The organism is Actinacidiphila glaucinigra (assembly GCF_035918135.1).
GTDB lineage: Bacteria > Actinomycetota > Actinomycetes > Streptomycetales > Streptomycetaceae > Actinacidiphila > Actinacidiphila glaucinigra.
The window spans coordinates 5,978,638-5,993,066 of record NZ_CP109144.1 but is presented as its reverse complement, the minus strand read 5'-3'; the positions used below and the strand labels follow the sequence as shown (position 1 = coordinate 5,993,066).

The window sequence follows — 14,429 nt, the reverse complement described above, 5'->3', positions numbered from 1 at the left end:
GCTTCCGTTCAGTGACCGCCGCCCCTTCCCGCGGACACCGACGGCGGGAGCGGGGCGGCGTGTCCCTCTCAGCCGAGGGTGCCCGCGGCCGCGACGAGCAGGGCGCGGATCTGGGCGGTGACCGCGAGCCGCTGGGCGACGAAGGCGGGGTCGGTGACCGTGCCGGTGGCCGGTTCGGTGTTGCCGGGGCCGAAGTGGAGCACCGGGGTGTGGACATGGCCGCCCGGGGCGGGCAGCGCGAGCCTGTCCCGGAGCAGGGTGGCCCGGTAGGCGATCTCGTTGGAGAGGTAGTCGCCGCCGCCCCCGGCGCGGGCGGCGGAACCGGCCGTCGGGCCGCCGTCACGGGTGACGGGGGCGGTGGCCCCGGCGGGCACCTCGGTGACGGTGGTGCGGTCGTGCACCGGGAAGGCACCGGTCCCGGCGGCGGCGATCGCCGCGTACGGCAGGGTGGACGCCGTCCACTGCGGCTGCCGGCCGGGGGCGGCGACGGGGACCGGGCCGGTGACGGACAGGCCCGCGTTGTCGGGGTGGCCGCCGCGCCAGGCGCCGTTGAAGCGTTCGAGGTCGAAGCGTCCGTCCCGGCCCTGGCTGACGGTGGCGAAGAGGTCGACACGACGCGGGCCGGGCCGGAACCGGGGGCGCAGCACGCGTTCGACCGTGCCGTCGGCGAAGTCGCCCCAGCGCACCGGGAAGACGACGGTCTCGACGCGGGCCGGGCCCGCGGCGGTCTCCAGCGTGACGCCGTCCAGGGCGAGCGCAGCGGCCCCGGAGGGATTGCTGCGGCGTATGTCGGCGTCCAGCCGGAAGGGGTCGAAGCCGGTCAGCAGGATGCGCCGAACGCCCTCGGCCACGGGCGGCCGGACGGCGTCCTGCCCCCGCGAGGCACGCTCCAGGCGGGCCGCCAGCGCCGCGCGGACGGCGGCGGACAGCCTGAACGCCGGTTCCCACCCCCGCAGTTCCCTGCCGAGGGCGAGCCGGGCCCAGTACAGCGGCCGGTCGTCGTCGTGACCCAGGTCGCCCTCCACCGGCCCGCGGCCCTGGGCCCGGTCCACGGCGGCCCGCCACAGGGCGCGCCCGTGCCGCCGTACGGTCCTGGCGGCCTCGGCCGGGTCGTGGGCCTCCGCCAGCGCCCGGGCGAACCGGGGAGCCGCGGCGTGGAAGCCGCTGCGGCGCAGGATCTCCCGCGGCACCGCCTGCTCCAGGCGCACTTCCTCGCCTGTCGGCGGCGGGACGTCGGCGGGCACGCCGGGGTGGAGCGGCAGCCGCATCGCGGGGAACCTCCGGTCGGTCGGGTACGGGTCGGCGCCCGGAGCATGCCGCACCGGAGCCCCTCTCCGCCAGGGGCCCGGGCGCCAGGCCGTGCCCGACCGTGCCAGGCCTAGGCCGGCTTGCGGACGAGGAAGAAGATGCTCGGCCCGAACCCCACGCGGGCCAGCGGGGACTGCAGCGCGCCCTCGGCCCTCACCAGCGCCGAGTGCGGGACCACCCGCTTCAGCCGCGTGCTGCGCAGGTTGGACACCGACAGCCGCCGCTCCACGTGCAGCCCCGCGGCCTCCAGTTGCCCGGCGACCGTGCGCGGGTGGTGGTTGACGAACGGGATGCTGTCGCGCTCGCGGTTCTCCGCCGAGCGGATGTCCACCGGCGACAGCGGCACCCGCCGGCGGTGCGCCGCGTAGCGCAGCCGGTTGGCGGCGTGCGCGAGGTTGGCGGTCTCGACGACGGCGGTGCCGCCCGGGCGCAGCACCCGGGCGATCTCCGCCAGTGCTGCCCGCGGGTCCGGCAGGTGGTGCATGACGCGGATGAGGGTGACCAGGTCCACGCTCGCGGAGTGCAGGCCGAGGCCGTCGGCGCTCATCAGCCGCATGCTCACCCCGGCGAGCCCCTTGAGGTACACCTCCGCGTCGTTCAGCTGCTTGCGGCTCGCGTCCACCAGCGTGACCCGGTCGGCGAACTCCCGCAGCACGGGCACGAGCCGGCCGTAGCCGCCGCCGACGTCGGCCGCGTGGCCGAAGTGCCGCCCTTCGAGCAGCCGGCGCAACGCGGCCACCTCGGCGTCGTGTTCGTAGCCGCGGCTCACCCAGTAGGTGCGGTAGCTCTGCGGGTTGTCGTCGTACTGGTTGGTGCGCTGCGCCATGGCGCGCCTCCCCCTCGCGTGCTCGTCCCCGTACATAGGTCACACGACGGGTGCGGAATGGTTCCCTCCGGTCGCCTCCGGTGGCTACGGCTTGCGGAAGTCCAGCGGCGCCACGGGCGCACCGGACTCCGGCTGCGTCTCCGGGGCTCCCTGCGGCGGCATCACGGACCGCGCCAGAAGCGTGGCGCCGGCCACCGCGCCGGGCATGAGCAGGACGGAGACCAGCGGCACCAGGAAGCACAGGATCAGGGGCACCCCGAACCCGAGCGTGAGCGCCATCCGGCCGCGCAGTATGCGCATCCGCTCCCGCAGCGGCACCTCCCGGCGCTGGAAGGCCACGCCGGTGAGTTCGAGGGCGAGGAAGTAGCCGGAGACGCAGAAGCCGATCGCGGGGACGACGGTCTGGCCGACGACGGGGACGAAGCCGGCGGCGAAGAGCAGCACGCCCCAGATCGCGACCCGGACCAGCACCCGCAGGCTGTCCCGGGCGGACTGCAGCAACTCCCGCCACAGCGGGAGGTCGGGCCCGTCCGGGGCGCCGCCCTCGGAGACGTCGACGCGCTCGGCCAGGGACTCGTAGAAGGGCTGGCCGACCAGGAGGGTCACCGCGGTGAAGGAGATCACCGCCAGCAGCAGGCCGCCGCCGAAGGCGACCGCGGTGAGCAGTCCGCGGAACAGGCCTCGCCAGGGCGAGTCCCAGTCGTCGGCGAAGGGGGTGGCCCAGGCCGTCGCGTCGTCGGCCCAGAAGGCGAGGGCGACCAGTGCCGCCGCGTAACCGACGAGGGTGATCAGCGCGGGCAGCATCCCGAAGCCGAACCAGCGGCCGTGCCGGAGCACCCAGCGCTGGCCGTCCACGAAGAGCCGTATACCGGAGGCAAGATCTCGCATGCGCGACAGAGTATGCGAACCGCGGGCGGCCGGGGACGGCTCAGACCATGACCTCGCAGTCCCGGAGGCCCGAGGGGTCCGGGTCGAAGAGGCAGACGTCGGAGCCCGTGCCACCGGTCACGACGCCGGTGCCGGCGATGTCCTCGGCCCTCAGGAAGAGCACGTCGTCGCCCGGCCCGCCGCTGACGGTGCCGGAGTTGGCGTCGGCGTCGCCGATCAGGTCGACGAGGTCGCCTCCGTCGCCTCCGGTGACGAGCCCGCTGTTCGCGCCGCTGATCTCGATCATGTCGGCCCCGCCGCCGCCGTCGACGGTCCCCGCGTTGCCGCCGTGGACGGTGATGACGTCGACACCGCCGCCCCCGGCGACCACCACGCCGGCGGGGACGCCGTGCGCGCAGTCGATCTCGTCGAAGCCCTCGGTGCCGGTGACGGCGGCGCCGGTGACCGGCCGGTCGTTGACCGAGCAGCCGGTGACGGCGGGCGCGGGCGGTTCGCCGGCCCGCGCGAAGCCGGTCGGCAGCACGGACGCGCCGGCCAGGAGGAGTGCCGCGCCGGCCAGGACCGGACGGATGCGCGTTCGTGCCGTCATCGCTGCTCCTCGGGTGGACGCCTGGAGTGGGGCGCCATTGGCACGAGCGTCACGTCACGGCACCCGGCCCGCAATCGGGCGGGGTCCGCCCGGGGGACCGCCCCGGCGCGGCGCCTGACGAACCGTCACCGAGCGGCGGACGTCCCCGGGAGGGCCGCAGGGCTTCCCGGACGCGGAGTCGGGCGCCACCCACGACGCACGGGACGGTGTTCACGGCCCGGCACCGGCCGGGAGGCGGCGCCCCACGACCACGATGGCAACGCCGCACGTCCGCCCCGCGCCGGCGCGCGACGAACCCGGTCGACGACCCCGCACCCCGGGGAGGGTGTCAGGGACCTCCCCGGGGTGTGTGGGTCAGCCGTTCACGGCCACCGGCACCGTGAGACGGCGGTCGGCGACGCTGCGCGCGACCTCGGCGGTGTACGTACCCGCAAGAGTGCGCCAGTCACCCTCCGAGGGGTCCCAGATCTGCGCGGCGCGGCGCGCGAGCGCGATACGGGCCTCCGTCACGGCGCCCGCGGCGAGCTCGACGGAGAGGAACCCGGCCAGGACCCGGGCCGGACGGCCGACTGCCGGGTCCTCGCCTGCGGGCGCCGCCAGGTAGACCTGGACGACCTCGCGCCCCGGCCGGTCGCCGGTGTTGCGCAGACGTACGGTGAGCGTGCCCAGCACGTCCGGCCCGCCGTCCGCGGCGCCGTCCGCGGGCGTGAAGGAGGCGTCCTCGTAGCCGATGGAGATGGTCGCCGACCTGGTCGAGTACAACGCCACCCGGCCGGGCGTCGTCCAGGTCTTCGCCGTGCTCGCCGGCGACAGCGTCACCGGGGACCATCCCGCGCGGGAGTACTTCAGGGACCGCTACACGCGGGTGCGCCGCTGGGCCGCCGACTCCCTGCGTGCCCAGTACGGCGACAGGCTGCCCGGCGGCCTCACCCCCGAGCAGGCCGCCCCGCTGCTGGTGGCCGTCATGGACGGTCTGCAGCTGCAGTGGCTGCACGACCCCGGCGCGGTGGACATGCCGGCGGTCTTCCGGCACTTCGTCACCCTGCTCGACCCGGGCCGGGGCGACGGGGAGACCGGCGGTGCGTGAGGGGCGCGCCCGCCCGGGCGCGCCCCTCGTCCCCGTTGCCGCGCGCCGCTATTCGGGCAGGCGCACCAGCATCTTCCCGGTGTTGTCGCCGCGCAGGACGCCGAGGAAGGCCTCCAGGTTGTTCTCGATCCCGTCGACGACGGTCTCGCGGTAGTGCAGCCTGCCCTCGCGGATCCAGCCGCCGACCTCCTGGACGAACTGCGGCTGCAGGTCGTAGTGGTCGCCGACGAGGAAGCCCTCGATGCGCAGCCGGTTCTGGATGAGCCGGGACAGGTTGCGGGGGCCGGGGGCGGGCTCGGTGGCGTTGTAGATGGCGATCATGCCGCAGACGGCCACCCGGCCGCGCAGGTTGAGGGCTCCGATGGCCGCCTCGAGGTGCTCGCCGCCGACGTTGTCGAAGTAGACGTCGATGCCGTCGGGCGCGGCCGCCGCCAACTGCTCGGCCACAGGGCCGTTCTTGTAGTTGAAGGCGGCGTCGAAGCCGTACTCCTCGACCAGGAGCTTGACCTTCTCGTCCGAGCCGGCGCTGCCGATCACCCGGGAGGCACCCTTGAGCCGGGCGATCTGGCCGACCTGGCTGCCGACCGCGCCCGCCGCGCCGGAGACGAAGACCACGTCGCCCTCCTTGAGGCCGGCGACGCGCAGCAGGCCCGCGTAGGCGGTGAGGCCGGTCATCCCGAGCACGCCCAGATAGGTGCTCAGCGGGGCGAGGTCGGGGTCGACCTTGACCACGGCCTCCGCCTTGGCCAGGGCGTACTCGCGCCAGCCGAGGGGGTGCAGCACGTGGTCGCCGGGGGCGAAGCCCTCCGCGGCCGAGGCGACGACCCGGCCGACCGCGCCGCCGTGCATCGGCTGGTCCAGCCGGTACGGCTCCGCGTACGACCTCGCCTCGTTCATGCGGCCGCGCATGTAGGGGTCGACCGACACGTAGAGGTTGCGCACGAGGATCTCACCGGGTCCGGGCTCGGGGACCTCGGTCTCGCGCAGCGCGAAGTCCTCGGGCTTCGGCCACCCGTGAGGGCGGGCTACCAGGTGCCATTCACGGCTCTTCGGCATGGGGGGAACGCCTCCAAAGCTTTAGGTTCTTAACTAACCATGAGCCTGGATGTTTGAGGAAGTCAAATAAATCGGCATGGGCGTGTCCCGTCGCACACCGGAGCGCCGGCCGGTGGAACCGGCCGGCGCGGTGAGCCGGTGGGACGGGGGCGGGACGGGTCGGCGGAAGAGCCGGGAAGGACGGGCCCGGTGCCCGTCAGGTGCACCACCACAGGAAACGGGTGCAGGAGGGGGTCGGCTTCGGCGTGTGCGTGGCGGGCGGCGAGGCCGGGGCGGAGTGCGGCGGCGCCGAGGCCGTGGGGGCGCCGCCGGCGGGGGCCGAGGCCCCGGAGCCCGCAGGCGAGCGACTGACCGTGGCGGAGGCGGTGGCCGAGGGGGACTGCGACTTCTTGGCGCTCTCCGAGACGCTGGGTGACGCGGAGGCGCTCGTGCTCGCGGACGCCGAGGTGTCGGAGGCGGGTGCCTTCGGGTCCCCGGAGGTGTCGCCGCCGGGCGAGGAGGTCGCGCTCGGGGAGGCGCCGTCGGTCCGCGTGTGGTCCGCGGCCGCCGAGTTCGCGCCCGTCACGTAGCCGGCGAGCGGGAGTTCCGCCACGCTCCAGCCGACGAGCACGATGGCGGCGCCCACCAGGGTGCCGACCAGCAGCCGCGAGCGGCGGCGGGTACGGACGCGGCGGGTACGGGCCCGGCTGCCGGAGCGGCGCGGGGCGCCCTCCGCGGGGCCCCGCCCCGCGCCCTTGCGTCGTTCGGCGCGACCGCCCTCGGAGGCGGCGGCGTTCTCGCCGTCGCCAGCCGCGGATGCCTGCGCGGGCGCGTCGGCAGGCCCCTGCGCACCGAGCTGGTGGGCGGGCGTTCCGCACCCTGGGCAAGACAGGGCGCCGTTGATGTGCCGTCGGCAAGCTGCGCAGTAGTCCATTGCCTTGGCAGCGTATGGGACGCACTGATACGACGTACATATGAGTTGCCCGTCGATCCCGTGAAACCTCTGTGAAACCCGGGACATGCGGGTTTAGGGCGCCGATCAGCCCCGAATCAACCCCGAACCACCACGGAATCAACCACCGAACGGCACATCGGGCATCCCCTGCCCGGCTCCCGGCACCACCAGCAGCGATCCCGACAGGGGCCGCTCCGCCAGCTCCCGGGCGTCAAGGCCCGTGCTCGCGGAGGTGATGTAGAGATCCGTCAGGGACGGGCCGCCGAAGGCGCAGGCCGTGGGCCGCCGTACCGGCACCTCCACGACCCGGTCCAGGTCGCCCCGCGGGGTGTAGCGGCGGACGGCCGCCCCGTCCCACAGGGCCACCCAGACGCAGCCCTCGGCGTCCACGGTGAGCCCGTCCGGGAGACCCGCGGCCTCCTCGACGGCCGCGAACGGCCGCCGCCCGCGCACGAGTCCGGTGTCCCGGTCGACGTCGAACACGTCGACGCGCCGGGTCGGGCTGTCCACGTAGTACATCAGGGAGCCGTCGGGGCTCCAGTCGGTGCCGTTGCTGACGGTCACGTCGTCCAGCACCGGCACGACCGTGCCGTCCGGGCCGACCCTGCGCAGGGTCCCGCCGCCGGGCGCCTCGTCGTAGCGCATGGTGCCCGCCCACAGGGTGCCGGCGGCGTCCACGGCCGCGTCGTTGGCCCGCCGCCCGGGGACGGGGTCGCGGTGCAGCCAGCGGAAGGCACCGTCCGCGTCGTACAGCCCCACGCCGTCGCGCAGGTTGACCACCACGCCGCCGGCCGCGCGCGGCTTGGCCGCGCCGACGTGCTGCCCGGTCGCCATCACGGACTCGCCGCCGCCGGCCGGGTCGTACCAGTGCACCCGGGAGGCGAGGATGTCCACCCACAGCAACCGCGCGCCGACCGGGTCCCAGGTGGGCCCCTCGCCGAGCCGCGCCCCGGCCTTCAGGGCGAGTTCGACCCCGTTCACCGCGCACCGCCCCGGTGGCCGAGGCGCTCGGACAGCTCGGCGGCGCCCTTGACGGCCAGTTCCTCCAGCTCGGCCCGGCGCTCCTCGTTCCAGCGGATCATCGGCACCGAGATGCTGAGCGCGGCCACCACCCGCCCCACCGAGTCACGGACCGGGGCGGCGACGCAGGAGACGTCGGGGTTGGACTCGCGCCGCTCGACGGCGACGCCCCGCTCGCGCACCGCGTCGAGCTGCCGCCGCAGTTCGCCGGCCGTGGTGATGCTGTGCTCGGTCATCGCGGGCAGCGGCCCGTCCCCGGGCAGGCGTTCGTCGAGGTCGTCGGGGGGCAGCGAGGCCAGCAGCATCTTGCCGACGGAGGTGCAGTGCGCGGGCAGCCGCCGCCCGGCCGCCGACACCATCCGCACCGCGTGGGTGCTGTCCACCTTGGCGATGTAGATGACGTCGGTGCCCTCCAGGACCGCCACGTGCACCGTCTCGTCGCAGGTCTCCGCGACCGAACGGGCCACCTGCTGGCCCTCGGCGGCGAGGTCCAGCTGCTCGGCGTAGCGGCTGCCGAGCTGGTACGTGCGCACGCCGAGCCGGTAGCGGCCGGCCTGACCGGGCTGCGGCACCAGGTAGTTGCGCGCCGCGAGGGTCGTCACCAGCTCGTGCACGGTGGTGCGCGGCAGCCCCAGCCTGCGGGTGATCTCGGGCGCGGACATCGAGCCGTCGCCTTCGAGGAAGAGCTCCAGGATGTCCAGGGCTCTGGTCACGGCGGGTACGAGACGTCCCATCTCTGCTCGCTCTCTCCGGCGCCTGTTCGAGATTCCGTATAACGATCGGTATCGCGAACGCAGCGTATCCGCGCCAGGTCGTAGCGGGCAATGGCCACGCACCACGCCACGCCGATTGTCGTCTTGTCGGACAACTCTAGGGCCGTTTGCTACTTTCTCAGTGCCCATCAGAGGCTTTGCACCACTTTCCGACTTTTCGGTGATTCCTTCACCTCTCTCCTCCTACGGGGTCGCCGTGACGATCACGCCCAGCAGCATGCGCAAGACGCCCGCCCGGCCCGGCGGGCTCGTCCCCTCCCCGGCCACCGGCGACGCCGACCGGCCGGGCACGAACCCGGACACCGCCCGCCGCCACGACTACGCGCGCCACGGCACGCTCGCCGGACCCCTCAACGACCCGCCGCGACCGGGGGTGCTGTACCGGGTCAGGTACCGCAGCCTGATGTCCCGCGAAGGACACCGGGTCCGCACCTGGCTGCTGCTCACCGCCGCACCCCTGGCCTCGCTGGGCGTCCTGGTCTGGCTCCTGCAGCCCCGCCACTGGGCGACCCGTGAGGCCGTGCCGCAGTGGGCGCACGTCGCGGACGTCGCGGTGCTGGTCTGCCTCGGCCTCGCCGGACTCTTCCGGCTGGTCGCCGCCGTGTCCCACGCCCACGCCACCCTGGTCGCCCGCGACCCGGTCCCGGTCGCCCCGGCACCGGGCACGCGGGTCGCCCTGCTGACCTCCGCCGCCCCGGGCGAGGAGTCCCTGGTACGGGTGCGGGCCACCCTGGAGGGCGCGGTGCGCGTCCGGCACGACGGCCCCGTCGACGTGTGGCTGCTGGACGAGGACGACGACCCGGAGGTCCGGCGGCTCTGCGAGGCGATGGGCGTACGGCACTTCACCCGCAAGGGTGTCGAACGCTGGAACCAGCCCAAGGGCGCCTTCCGCGCCGGCGCCCGGCACGGCGGCCACAACGCCTGGCTCGACGCCCACGGCGACGACTACGAGTTCACGGCCTCCGTCGGCACCGGCCGGGTGCCGCTCCCCAACTACCTGGAGCGGATGCTCGGCTACTTCCACGACCCGGACGTCGCCTTCGTCGTCGGCCCGCAGGTCCACGGCGGCCACGGCACCCGCGGCACGGCCGTGACGAGGGCCGCCGAGAGCCACCGGTCCCTCGTCGACGCGTCCGCCCAGCGGGCCGCCAACCGCTACGGCTCCGCCATGTTCAGCGGCACCGCCAACGTCGTCCGCGTCTCGGCGCTCCGGCAGGCCGGCGGGCTGTACGACTCCGCCGCCGGCGACCTTGCCACCGGGCTGGAGATCCACGGCCGCCGCAACCCCGCCACCGGCCGCAAGTGGCGCTCGGTGCACACCCCGGACGTGGTGGCCGTCGGCGAGGGGCCGTCCTCCTGGTCCGGCTTCTTCGACCAGCAGCGGCGCCGGAGCCGCGGCACCTGCGAGGCGGTCCTGCGCCAGTCCTGGAAGGCCCCGTGGAAGCTGCGTCCGGGCAGCCTGCTCACCTACACGCTGACGGCCGCCCACTACCCCCTGGCGGGCCTCGGCTGGCTCCTCACCGCGCTCGCCTGCGTCCTGTTCCTCGGACTCGGCGCTTCCGTGGCCCCCATCGACCCCGCGGTATGGCTGACGCTCCACGGCACCGCCGTCGCGTTCCGGGTCGCCCTCTGCCTGGGCAACCGCGGACGCAACGTCAGCCCCCACCGGCCCAGGGGCTCCTTCGGCGTCGCCGGGACGGTGATGTCCGCGGTGGCCGCCCCGCTCTACGCGCTCGCCCTCGTGACGCCACCGCTGCGGCGCACGCCGGGCCCGGTCGCCGCGGCCGAGGGCGACCCGGCCCGCCCGGACCGGCTCGCCACCTTCCGTGTCCACCTGCTGTGGGCGGCCCTGTTCGCCGGTTCGCTGTTCGCCTCGCTCCCCCTCGGCCACGCCCACGCGGCGATGCGCACCTGGGCGGCGATCGCGCTGCTGACCGCCCTCGTCCCGCTGCTGGCCTGGCGGTGCAGTGTGCTGCGGTGCCAGGTGGCGGGTGTGCTGTCCGCACGGCGGGCCCCGACGAGCCGCGGCCGGCACCGCGCGCCCAGGCAGCGCACCTCCACCCGGATCGCGGCGGTACGGCGCCACTTGGTGCGGCGCTGAGGGACGCGGAAGGACCGAAGAAGCGAGGACGGCCGCCACCGGGCAGCCGTCCTCGCTTCTTTCCCGCTTCGTCCCCGTCATCCCCCGCCGGGCCCGGCGGGTCCGGACGGCCCGCCCGAGGGGACGGCCGAGGGAACGCCCGAGGCCGATGCGGCGGGGCGCCCACCGAAGCGGGGGCGGAGACCGGAACCGGGGCGGCCACCGAAGCGGGGGCGGATGGTGGGACAAACGGCGGCGGGTCCACGTGGCCGCGGCCGGGACGCGCCGAGGCGCCCGCACCGACGGCGGCCGGGCACCGCCGCTTCTGGTGCGCCGAACGGTCGCCGCGGATCCGAAATGCTGACGAATCGTCAGGCGGCATCCGAATCCAGTACGACTATTCGGGTGATCATGCGCATCCATGGACAAATCGGGTCGTTGATCAGATCACGACCTCTGGTCCCCTCCAGTCCGAAAGGAACACAAGTGAAGCGTTTCTCCAAGGCTGTCGCCCTGACTGTCGCCACCGGTGCCCTCGTCCTCGGCTCCGCCACCACCGCCCTCGCATACGACGGCGGCGGCAAGGGCGGTGGCAAGGGTTACGGCAAGAGCTACGGCAAGAGCTACGGCAAGGGCTACGGCAAGGGCTACGGCTTCGACGGCTACGGTTACGGCAACCGCCGCAGCGGTGCCAACGCCCGTGCCATCGCCGTCGGCTCCCCCGGCATCCTGAGCGGCAACGTCATCCAGGTGCCGATCAACGTCCCGATCAACGTCTGCGGCAACGGCCTGAACGCGATCGGCCTGCTCAACCCGACCGCGGGCAACGTCTGCATCAACGGCTGACGCCCGCGTCACACCTCTCGGGGCCGCCGGAGGGCACCTCCTCCGGCGGCCCCGCCATGTCACAGGCCGTTGGTGTAGGCCGACAGCCGCGCGGTGCCGTAGCCGCCGTCGATGGGCACGTTGCGGACGGCATGGCCGGTGAGCCACGCGCTGAGCGCCTCGAAGGACGCGTCACCGTGGGTGTCCTTGTACAGGGCGGCGATCCCGGTGACGTGCGGGGCGGCCATCGACGTGCCGTCCATGTCGCGGAAACTCCCGTTGAGGTACGCCGACAGGATGCCCGTGCCCGGTGCGTGGATGTCCACGCAGGTGCCCCAGTTGCTGAACCAGGCGCGGCGGTCCTCCGGGTCGATCGCCCCGACCGTGAAGGCCGTCCGCGAGCTCGCCGGCGAGACGAAGCACGCGTTGAGGTTGTCGTTCCCGGCCGCGGCCACCGGGAACACCCCGGCCTTGGCCAGACCCTCGACGGCCCGGTTGGCCGCCTGCGACCAGCGCCCGGAGAGCGACAGGTTCGCCACGGCGGGCTTCCTCGCGTGCCCGGCGACCCAGTCGACGCCCGCGATCACCGCGGAGTTCGAGGTCCGCCCGACGCACGGGAAGACCCGTACCGACACCAGCGCCGTCTTGCGGGCGACACCGGTGTAGCCGCCGCCGACGACGCCCGCCACATGGGTGCCGTGGCCGTTGCAGTCCCCGCCGTCCAGGCCGTCGCCGATCGCGTCGTACCCGGGCACGGCACGGCCCCCGAAGTCCGGGTGGGAGAACTCGATGCCGCTGTCGACGATGTACGAGGTGACCTTGGCGCCGGTGGCCCGCACCTCGAAGCCGGAGCCGCCGAGGGCCCGGTTGTTGATCCGGGTCAGGCCCCAGGGCGTGAACCCGCCCATGCCGCGCAGCCCCTTCGACCGGGGTCCGGAGGAGTCCGGCACCGGTGCCGAGGGTACGGCCGGGCCGGGGACGGTCTGCGGGACCGGGACCGGCTTGGTGCCGGACCCCGGGGCGACGGGCTCCCCCGGCGCCGCGGGATCCGGCGAGGACTGCCCGGGCGCCGTCTGCACGGGCCCGGCCGCTTCCGGGGCCGCCTGGTACGGCACCGTCTGGTCCGGAGCCGCCGGATCAGGACCGGACAGTTCCGGCATCGCCTGCCCGGGGAACTGCCCGGGGAACTGCCCGGGCATCTGCCCGGGAGACTGTTCCGGCGACTGCTCGTCAGGTCCCGTTCCCGGTCCCGTTCCCGGTCCCGCCGGCAGAGGCGCTCCGGGTGCCCCCGCCGCCGGCGGCGCCTCCTGCGGCCCTTGCTGCGGCCCGGCGTTCGGGGACGGGGCCCCGGGCGCGGCGGTGTCCTGGGGGAAGTCGACGGGGCCGCTCGGCTCACCCGGGACGTCGCCGGGGTAGGGGGGTTCCAGGTCGCTGTCGGCGGGGGCGTCCTCGCCGAGCGGGATGGCGACCACCGCGTCCTGCTCCACCTCGTCGACGCCGGGCGCGGCACGGACCCGCTGCACCTGGGCCGGTGTGAGCCGGGCGGCGAAGCCGGCCAGCGCGTGCCGGTAGGTGAAGAGCGGCTGGACGCCCAGCCCGTCGAGGACGGTCTGCGGCGCGGTGCCGTGGTCCAGGGTCACGATGTACTGGTCCGGAATCGCCCCGGGAGGACCGGGCAGCGGTTCCGCCGCGCTCGGGAGGGGAGCCGCCAGGGCGAGGGCGGGAAGGGCAGTCATCAGGGCGGCGGAGGCGGTCCGCCGCAGAGAGGTTCGCATCCGCGGAGCTCCTTGACCGGTAGGCAATCTGACGGTCCCCCAGGTTTCTGGTTATCAGCTCACCATTCCGGCTGCCCGGTTCCGGCGGCTGTTCGGGTGACGCTCCGCATCCGCCCCGGCTTGCGCGTCGTTGACCAGACCGCACGTCAGTGACCCAAGGAAAGGAAGAGCTCGTGAAGCGTCTCTCGAAGGCCGCAGTGCTGACCGTCGCGGCCGGTGTCGCGGTGATGGGCAGCGCGGGTGGCGCCCTCGCAAGCGACGGCGGCAAGGACCGCCACCACGACCGCGGCGGTGCCTCGGCCGAGGCTGCGGCCGTCGGCTCCCCGGGCGTCCTCAGCGGCAACGTCATCCAGATCCCGGTCAACATCCCGGTCAACATCTGCGGCAACGGCATCAACGCCGGCGCGCTGCTGAACCCCACGGCCGGCAACGCCTGCTTCAACGTCTGACGGCGGCGCCCGCTCCGGGCGCCCCGCCATCCGTCCGCACCTCATTCTGGAGCTCCGCAACATGCTGAAGAAGGCACTCGCCTGCGCCACCCTCGCGGTGGCCGCGACCGGCAGCGCCGCGGCCCTCGCGCCGACCGCCCAGGCCTCCGACGTCCACGGTGGGAACTACTCGCAGAACGTCAACGTCCTGCCGCACCTCTGCCTGGATGTGAAGCGGGTCAGTCCGGCGACGCTCGCTCCGATCGACGCGCTGACCGAGACCAGCGGCCAGCAGTGCAACGAGAAGTCCAGCGTGGTAGACGGGCACAAGTCGGCGCTGTCCGACCTCGCCGACATCGGCGCGTACCAGAACTGATTCGGGTGGGATCTCCGGCGGCCGTCCCCGATCCACGGGGGCGGCCGCCGCCTGTGTGCGCGCCGGACGAGGACGGGCACCGGAAAAGGGCCCGGCCCCACGGAGTTCCGTGGGGCCGGGCCCTGTGTGCGCCCGATCCGTCAGTTCTGGTAGGCCCCGGCGTCGATCAGGTCGGAGAGCGCGGACTTGTGCCCGTCGACGACCTTCGACTTCTCGTTGCACTGCTGGCCACTGGTCTCGGTCAGCAGGTCGATCGGAGTGAGGGTCGTCAGGTTGAGTCGCTTGACGTCGACGCAGGGGTGGGGGATCAGGTTGACGTTCTGCGAGTAGTTCCCGCCCGAGGTGTCGGAGGCCACGGCGGCGGGGACGACGGCGCCGGCGGCCGCGACGGCGAGAGAAGCGCAGGCGAGAGCCTTCTTCAGCATGGGGAGTTTCTCCTCTGGGAGTTCAACGACGTCCTCCGG

The 14,429-nt window shown here is 74.2% G+C and carries 16 protein-coding genes and 1 pseudogene; 6 read left to right on the top strand and 11 right to left on the bottom strand.

What is annotated here, in order from left to right; all coding sequences use genetic code 11:
• Positions 1 to 68 precede the first annotated feature (68 nt).
• The 5 genes from OIE69_RS26905 to OIE69_RS26885 all read right to left on the bottom strand — a co-directional run bounded on the left by OIE69_RS26905 (position 69) and on the right by OIE69_RS26885 (position 4,373).
• Positions 69 to 1,268, bottom strand: a complete 1,200-nt coding sequence (locus OIE69_RS26905) for a pyroglutamyl peptidase (RefSeq protein WP_326581427.1) — start codon at positions 1,266 to 1,268, stop codon at positions 69 to 71.
• 110 nt (positions 1,269 to 1,378) lie between these two features.
• Positions 1,379 to 2,134 (bottom strand): class I SAM-dependent methyltransferase, encoded by a 756-nt coding sequence (locus OIE69_RS26900; RefSeq protein ID WP_326576309.1) that lies wholly within the window; start codon positions 2,132 to 2,134, stop codon positions 1,379 to 1,381.
• An 84-nt stretch (positions 2,135 to 2,218) separates the two neighbouring features.
• Positions 2,219 to 3,022, bottom strand: a complete 804-nt coding sequence (locus OIE69_RS26895; protein ID WP_326576307.1) for an EI24 domain-containing protein — start codon at positions 3,020 to 3,022, stop codon at positions 2,219 to 2,221.
• 40 nt (positions 3,023 to 3,062) lie between these two features.
• Positions 3,063 to 3,611, bottom strand: coding sequence for a hypothetical protein (locus OIE69_RS26890; RefSeq protein WP_326576305.1), 549 nt, complete (start codon positions 3,609 to 3,611; stop codon positions 3,063 to 3,065).
• 354 nt (positions 3,612 to 3,965) lie between these two features.
• Positions 3,966 to 4,373 (bottom strand): fibronectin type III-like domain-contianing protein, encoded by a 408-nt coding sequence (locus OIE69_RS26885; RefSeq protein ID WP_326576303.1) that lies wholly within the window; start codon positions 4,371 to 4,373, stop codon positions 3,966 to 3,968.
• Here OIE69_RS26885 and OIE69_RS26880 point away from each other — a divergent pair.
• Positions 4,348 to 4,698 carry a TetR family transcriptional regulator C-terminal domain-containing protein gene (locus OIE69_RS26880; RefSeq protein ID WP_326576301.1) on the top strand — a complete coding sequence of 117 codons (351 nt, stop codon included), beginning with the start codon at positions 4,348 to 4,350 and terminating at the stop codon, positions 4,696 to 4,698. The genes OIE69_RS26885 and OIE69_RS26880 overlap by 26 nt on opposite strands.
• A gap of 48 nt (positions 4,699 to 4,746) precedes the next feature.
• On the opposite strand, the gene OIE69_RS26875 is transcribed toward OIE69_RS26880, so the two are convergent.
• On the bottom strand, positions 4,747 to 5,754 hold the full coding sequence (locus tag OIE69_RS26875) for an NADP-dependent oxidoreductase (protein ID WP_326576299.1): 1,008 nt from the start codon (positions 5,752 to 5,754) through the stop codon (positions 4,747 to 4,749).
• A 221-nt stretch (positions 5,755 to 5,975) separates the two neighbouring features.
• Between OIE69_RS26875 and OIE69_RS26870 the strand changes: the two genes are divergently transcribed.
• Positions 5,976 to 6,323 carry a hypothetical protein gene (locus tag OIE69_RS26870; RefSeq protein ID WP_326576297.1) on the top strand — a complete coding sequence of 116 codons (348 nt, stop codon included), beginning with the start codon at positions 5,976 to 5,978 and terminating at the stop codon, positions 6,321 to 6,323.
• Positions 6,324 to 6,352: 29 nt separating this feature from the next.
• Here the strand turns inward: OIE69_RS26870 and OIE69_RS44950 are convergent.
• The 3 genes and pseudogenes from OIE69_RS44950 to OIE69_RS26860 all read right to left on the bottom strand — a co-directional run.
• A pseudogene (locus tag OIE69_RS44950) lies at positions 6,353 to 6,667 on the bottom strand (SCO2400 family protein); the annotation flags it as partial.
• A 138-nt stretch (positions 6,668 to 6,805) separates the two neighbouring features.
• The gene (locus OIE69_RS26865) at positions 6,806 to 7,669 is read right to left on the bottom strand and encodes an SMP-30/gluconolactonase/LRE family protein (RefSeq protein WP_326576295.1); all 864 of its coding nucleotides are present in this window, start codon (positions 7,667 to 7,669) and stop codon (positions 6,806 to 6,808) included.
• Positions 7,666 to 8,442 (bottom strand): IclR family transcriptional regulator, encoded by a 777-nt coding sequence (locus OIE69_RS26860; protein WP_326576293.1) that lies wholly within the window; start codon positions 8,440 to 8,442, stop codon positions 7,666 to 7,668. Before OIE69_RS26860 ends, OIE69_RS26865 begins: the two co-directional genes overlap by 4 nt.
• A 235-nt stretch (positions 8,443 to 8,677) precedes the next feature.
• Here OIE69_RS26860 and OIE69_RS26855 point away from each other — a divergent pair, with 235 nt between their 5' ends.
• Positions 8,678 to 10,582, top strand: coding sequence for a glycosyltransferase family 2 protein (locus tag OIE69_RS26855; protein WP_326576291.1), 1,905 nt, complete (start codon positions 8,678 to 8,680; stop codon positions 10,580 to 10,582).
• A gap of 465 nt (positions 10,583 to 11,047) precedes the next feature.
• Complete coding sequence (locus tag OIE69_RS26850) at positions 11,048 to 11,407, top strand: chaplin (protein WP_326576289.1); 360 nt, start codon at positions 11,048 to 11,050, stop codon at positions 11,405 to 11,407.
• A 59-nt stretch (positions 11,408 to 11,466) separates the two neighbouring features.
• Here OIE69_RS26850 and OIE69_RS26845 read toward each other — a convergent pair whose 3' ends face one another.
• Entirely contained in the window at positions 11,467 to 13,161 is a 1,695-nt protein-coding gene (locus OIE69_RS26845; protein WP_326576288.1) for a S8 family serine peptidase, read from the bottom strand.
• Between the two features lie 173 nt (positions 13,162 to 13,334).
• On the opposite strand from OIE69_RS26845, the gene OIE69_RS26840 reads away from it, so the two are divergent.
• Entirely contained in the window at positions 13,335 to 13,610 is a 276-nt protein-coding gene (locus OIE69_RS26840) for a chaplin (protein ID WP_089221557.1), read from the top strand.
• A gap of 61 nt (positions 13,611 to 13,671) precedes the next feature.
• Positions 13,672 to 13,965: a hypothetical protein gene (locus OIE69_RS26835; protein WP_326576286.1), complete on the top strand. Its 294-nt coding sequence runs from the start codon at positions 13,672 to 13,674 to the stop codon at positions 13,963 to 13,965.
• A 140-nt stretch (positions 13,966 to 14,105) separates the two neighbouring features.
• Here the strand turns inward: OIE69_RS26835 and OIE69_RS26830 are convergent, their stop codons facing one another.
• Positions 14,106 to 14,390, bottom strand: a complete 285-nt coding sequence (locus OIE69_RS26830) for a hypothetical protein (RefSeq protein ID WP_326576284.1) — start codon at positions 14,388 to 14,390, stop codon at positions 14,106 to 14,108.
• Between the last annotated feature and the right edge of the window lie 39 nt (positions 14,391 to 14,429).

What these genes read in the sequence shown, in the direction of transcription:
- OIE69_RS26905 (WP_326581427.1), bottom strand. Translation starts at nt 1,268, where the DNA reads ATGCGGCTGCCGCTCCACCCCGGCGTGCCCGCCGACGTCCCGCCGCCG.
- OIE69_RS26900 (WP_326576309.1), bottom strand. Translation starts at nt 2,134, where the DNA reads ATGGCGCAGCGCACCAACCAGTACGACGACAACCCGCAGAGCTACCGC.
- OIE69_RS26895 (WP_326576307.1), bottom strand. Translation starts at nt 3,022, where the DNA reads ATGCGAGATCTTGCCTCCGGTATACGGCTCTTCGTGGACGGCCAGCGC.
- OIE69_RS26890 (WP_326576305.1), bottom strand. Translation starts at nt 3,611, where the DNA reads ATGACGGCACGAACGCGCATCCGTCCGGTCCTGGCCGGCGCGGCACTC.
- OIE69_RS26880 (WP_326576301.1), top strand. Translation starts at nt 4,348, where the DNA reads ATGGTCGCCGACCTGGTCGAGTACAACGCCACCCGGCCGGGCGTCGTC.
- OIE69_RS26875 (WP_326576299.1), bottom strand. Translation starts at nt 5,754, where the DNA reads ATGCCGAAGAGCCGTGAATGGCACCTGGTAGCCCGCCCTCACGGGTGG.
- OIE69_RS26860 (WP_326576293.1), bottom strand. Translation starts at nt 8,442, where the DNA reads ATGGGACGTCTCGTACCCGCCGTGACCAGAGCCCTGGACATCCTGGAG.
- OIE69_RS26845 (WP_326576288.1), bottom strand. Translation starts at nt 13,161, where the DNA reads ATGCGAACCTCTCTGCGGCGGACCGCCTCCGCCGCCCTGATGACTGCC.
- OIE69_RS26835 (WP_326576286.1), top strand. Translation starts at nt 13,672, where the DNA reads ATGCTGAAGAAGGCACTCGCCTGCGCCACCCTCGCGGTGGCCGCGACC.
- OIE69_RS26830 (WP_326576284.1), bottom strand. Translation starts at nt 14,390, where the DNA reads ATGCTGAAGAAGGCTCTCGCCTGCGCTTCTCTCGCCGTCGCGGCCGCC.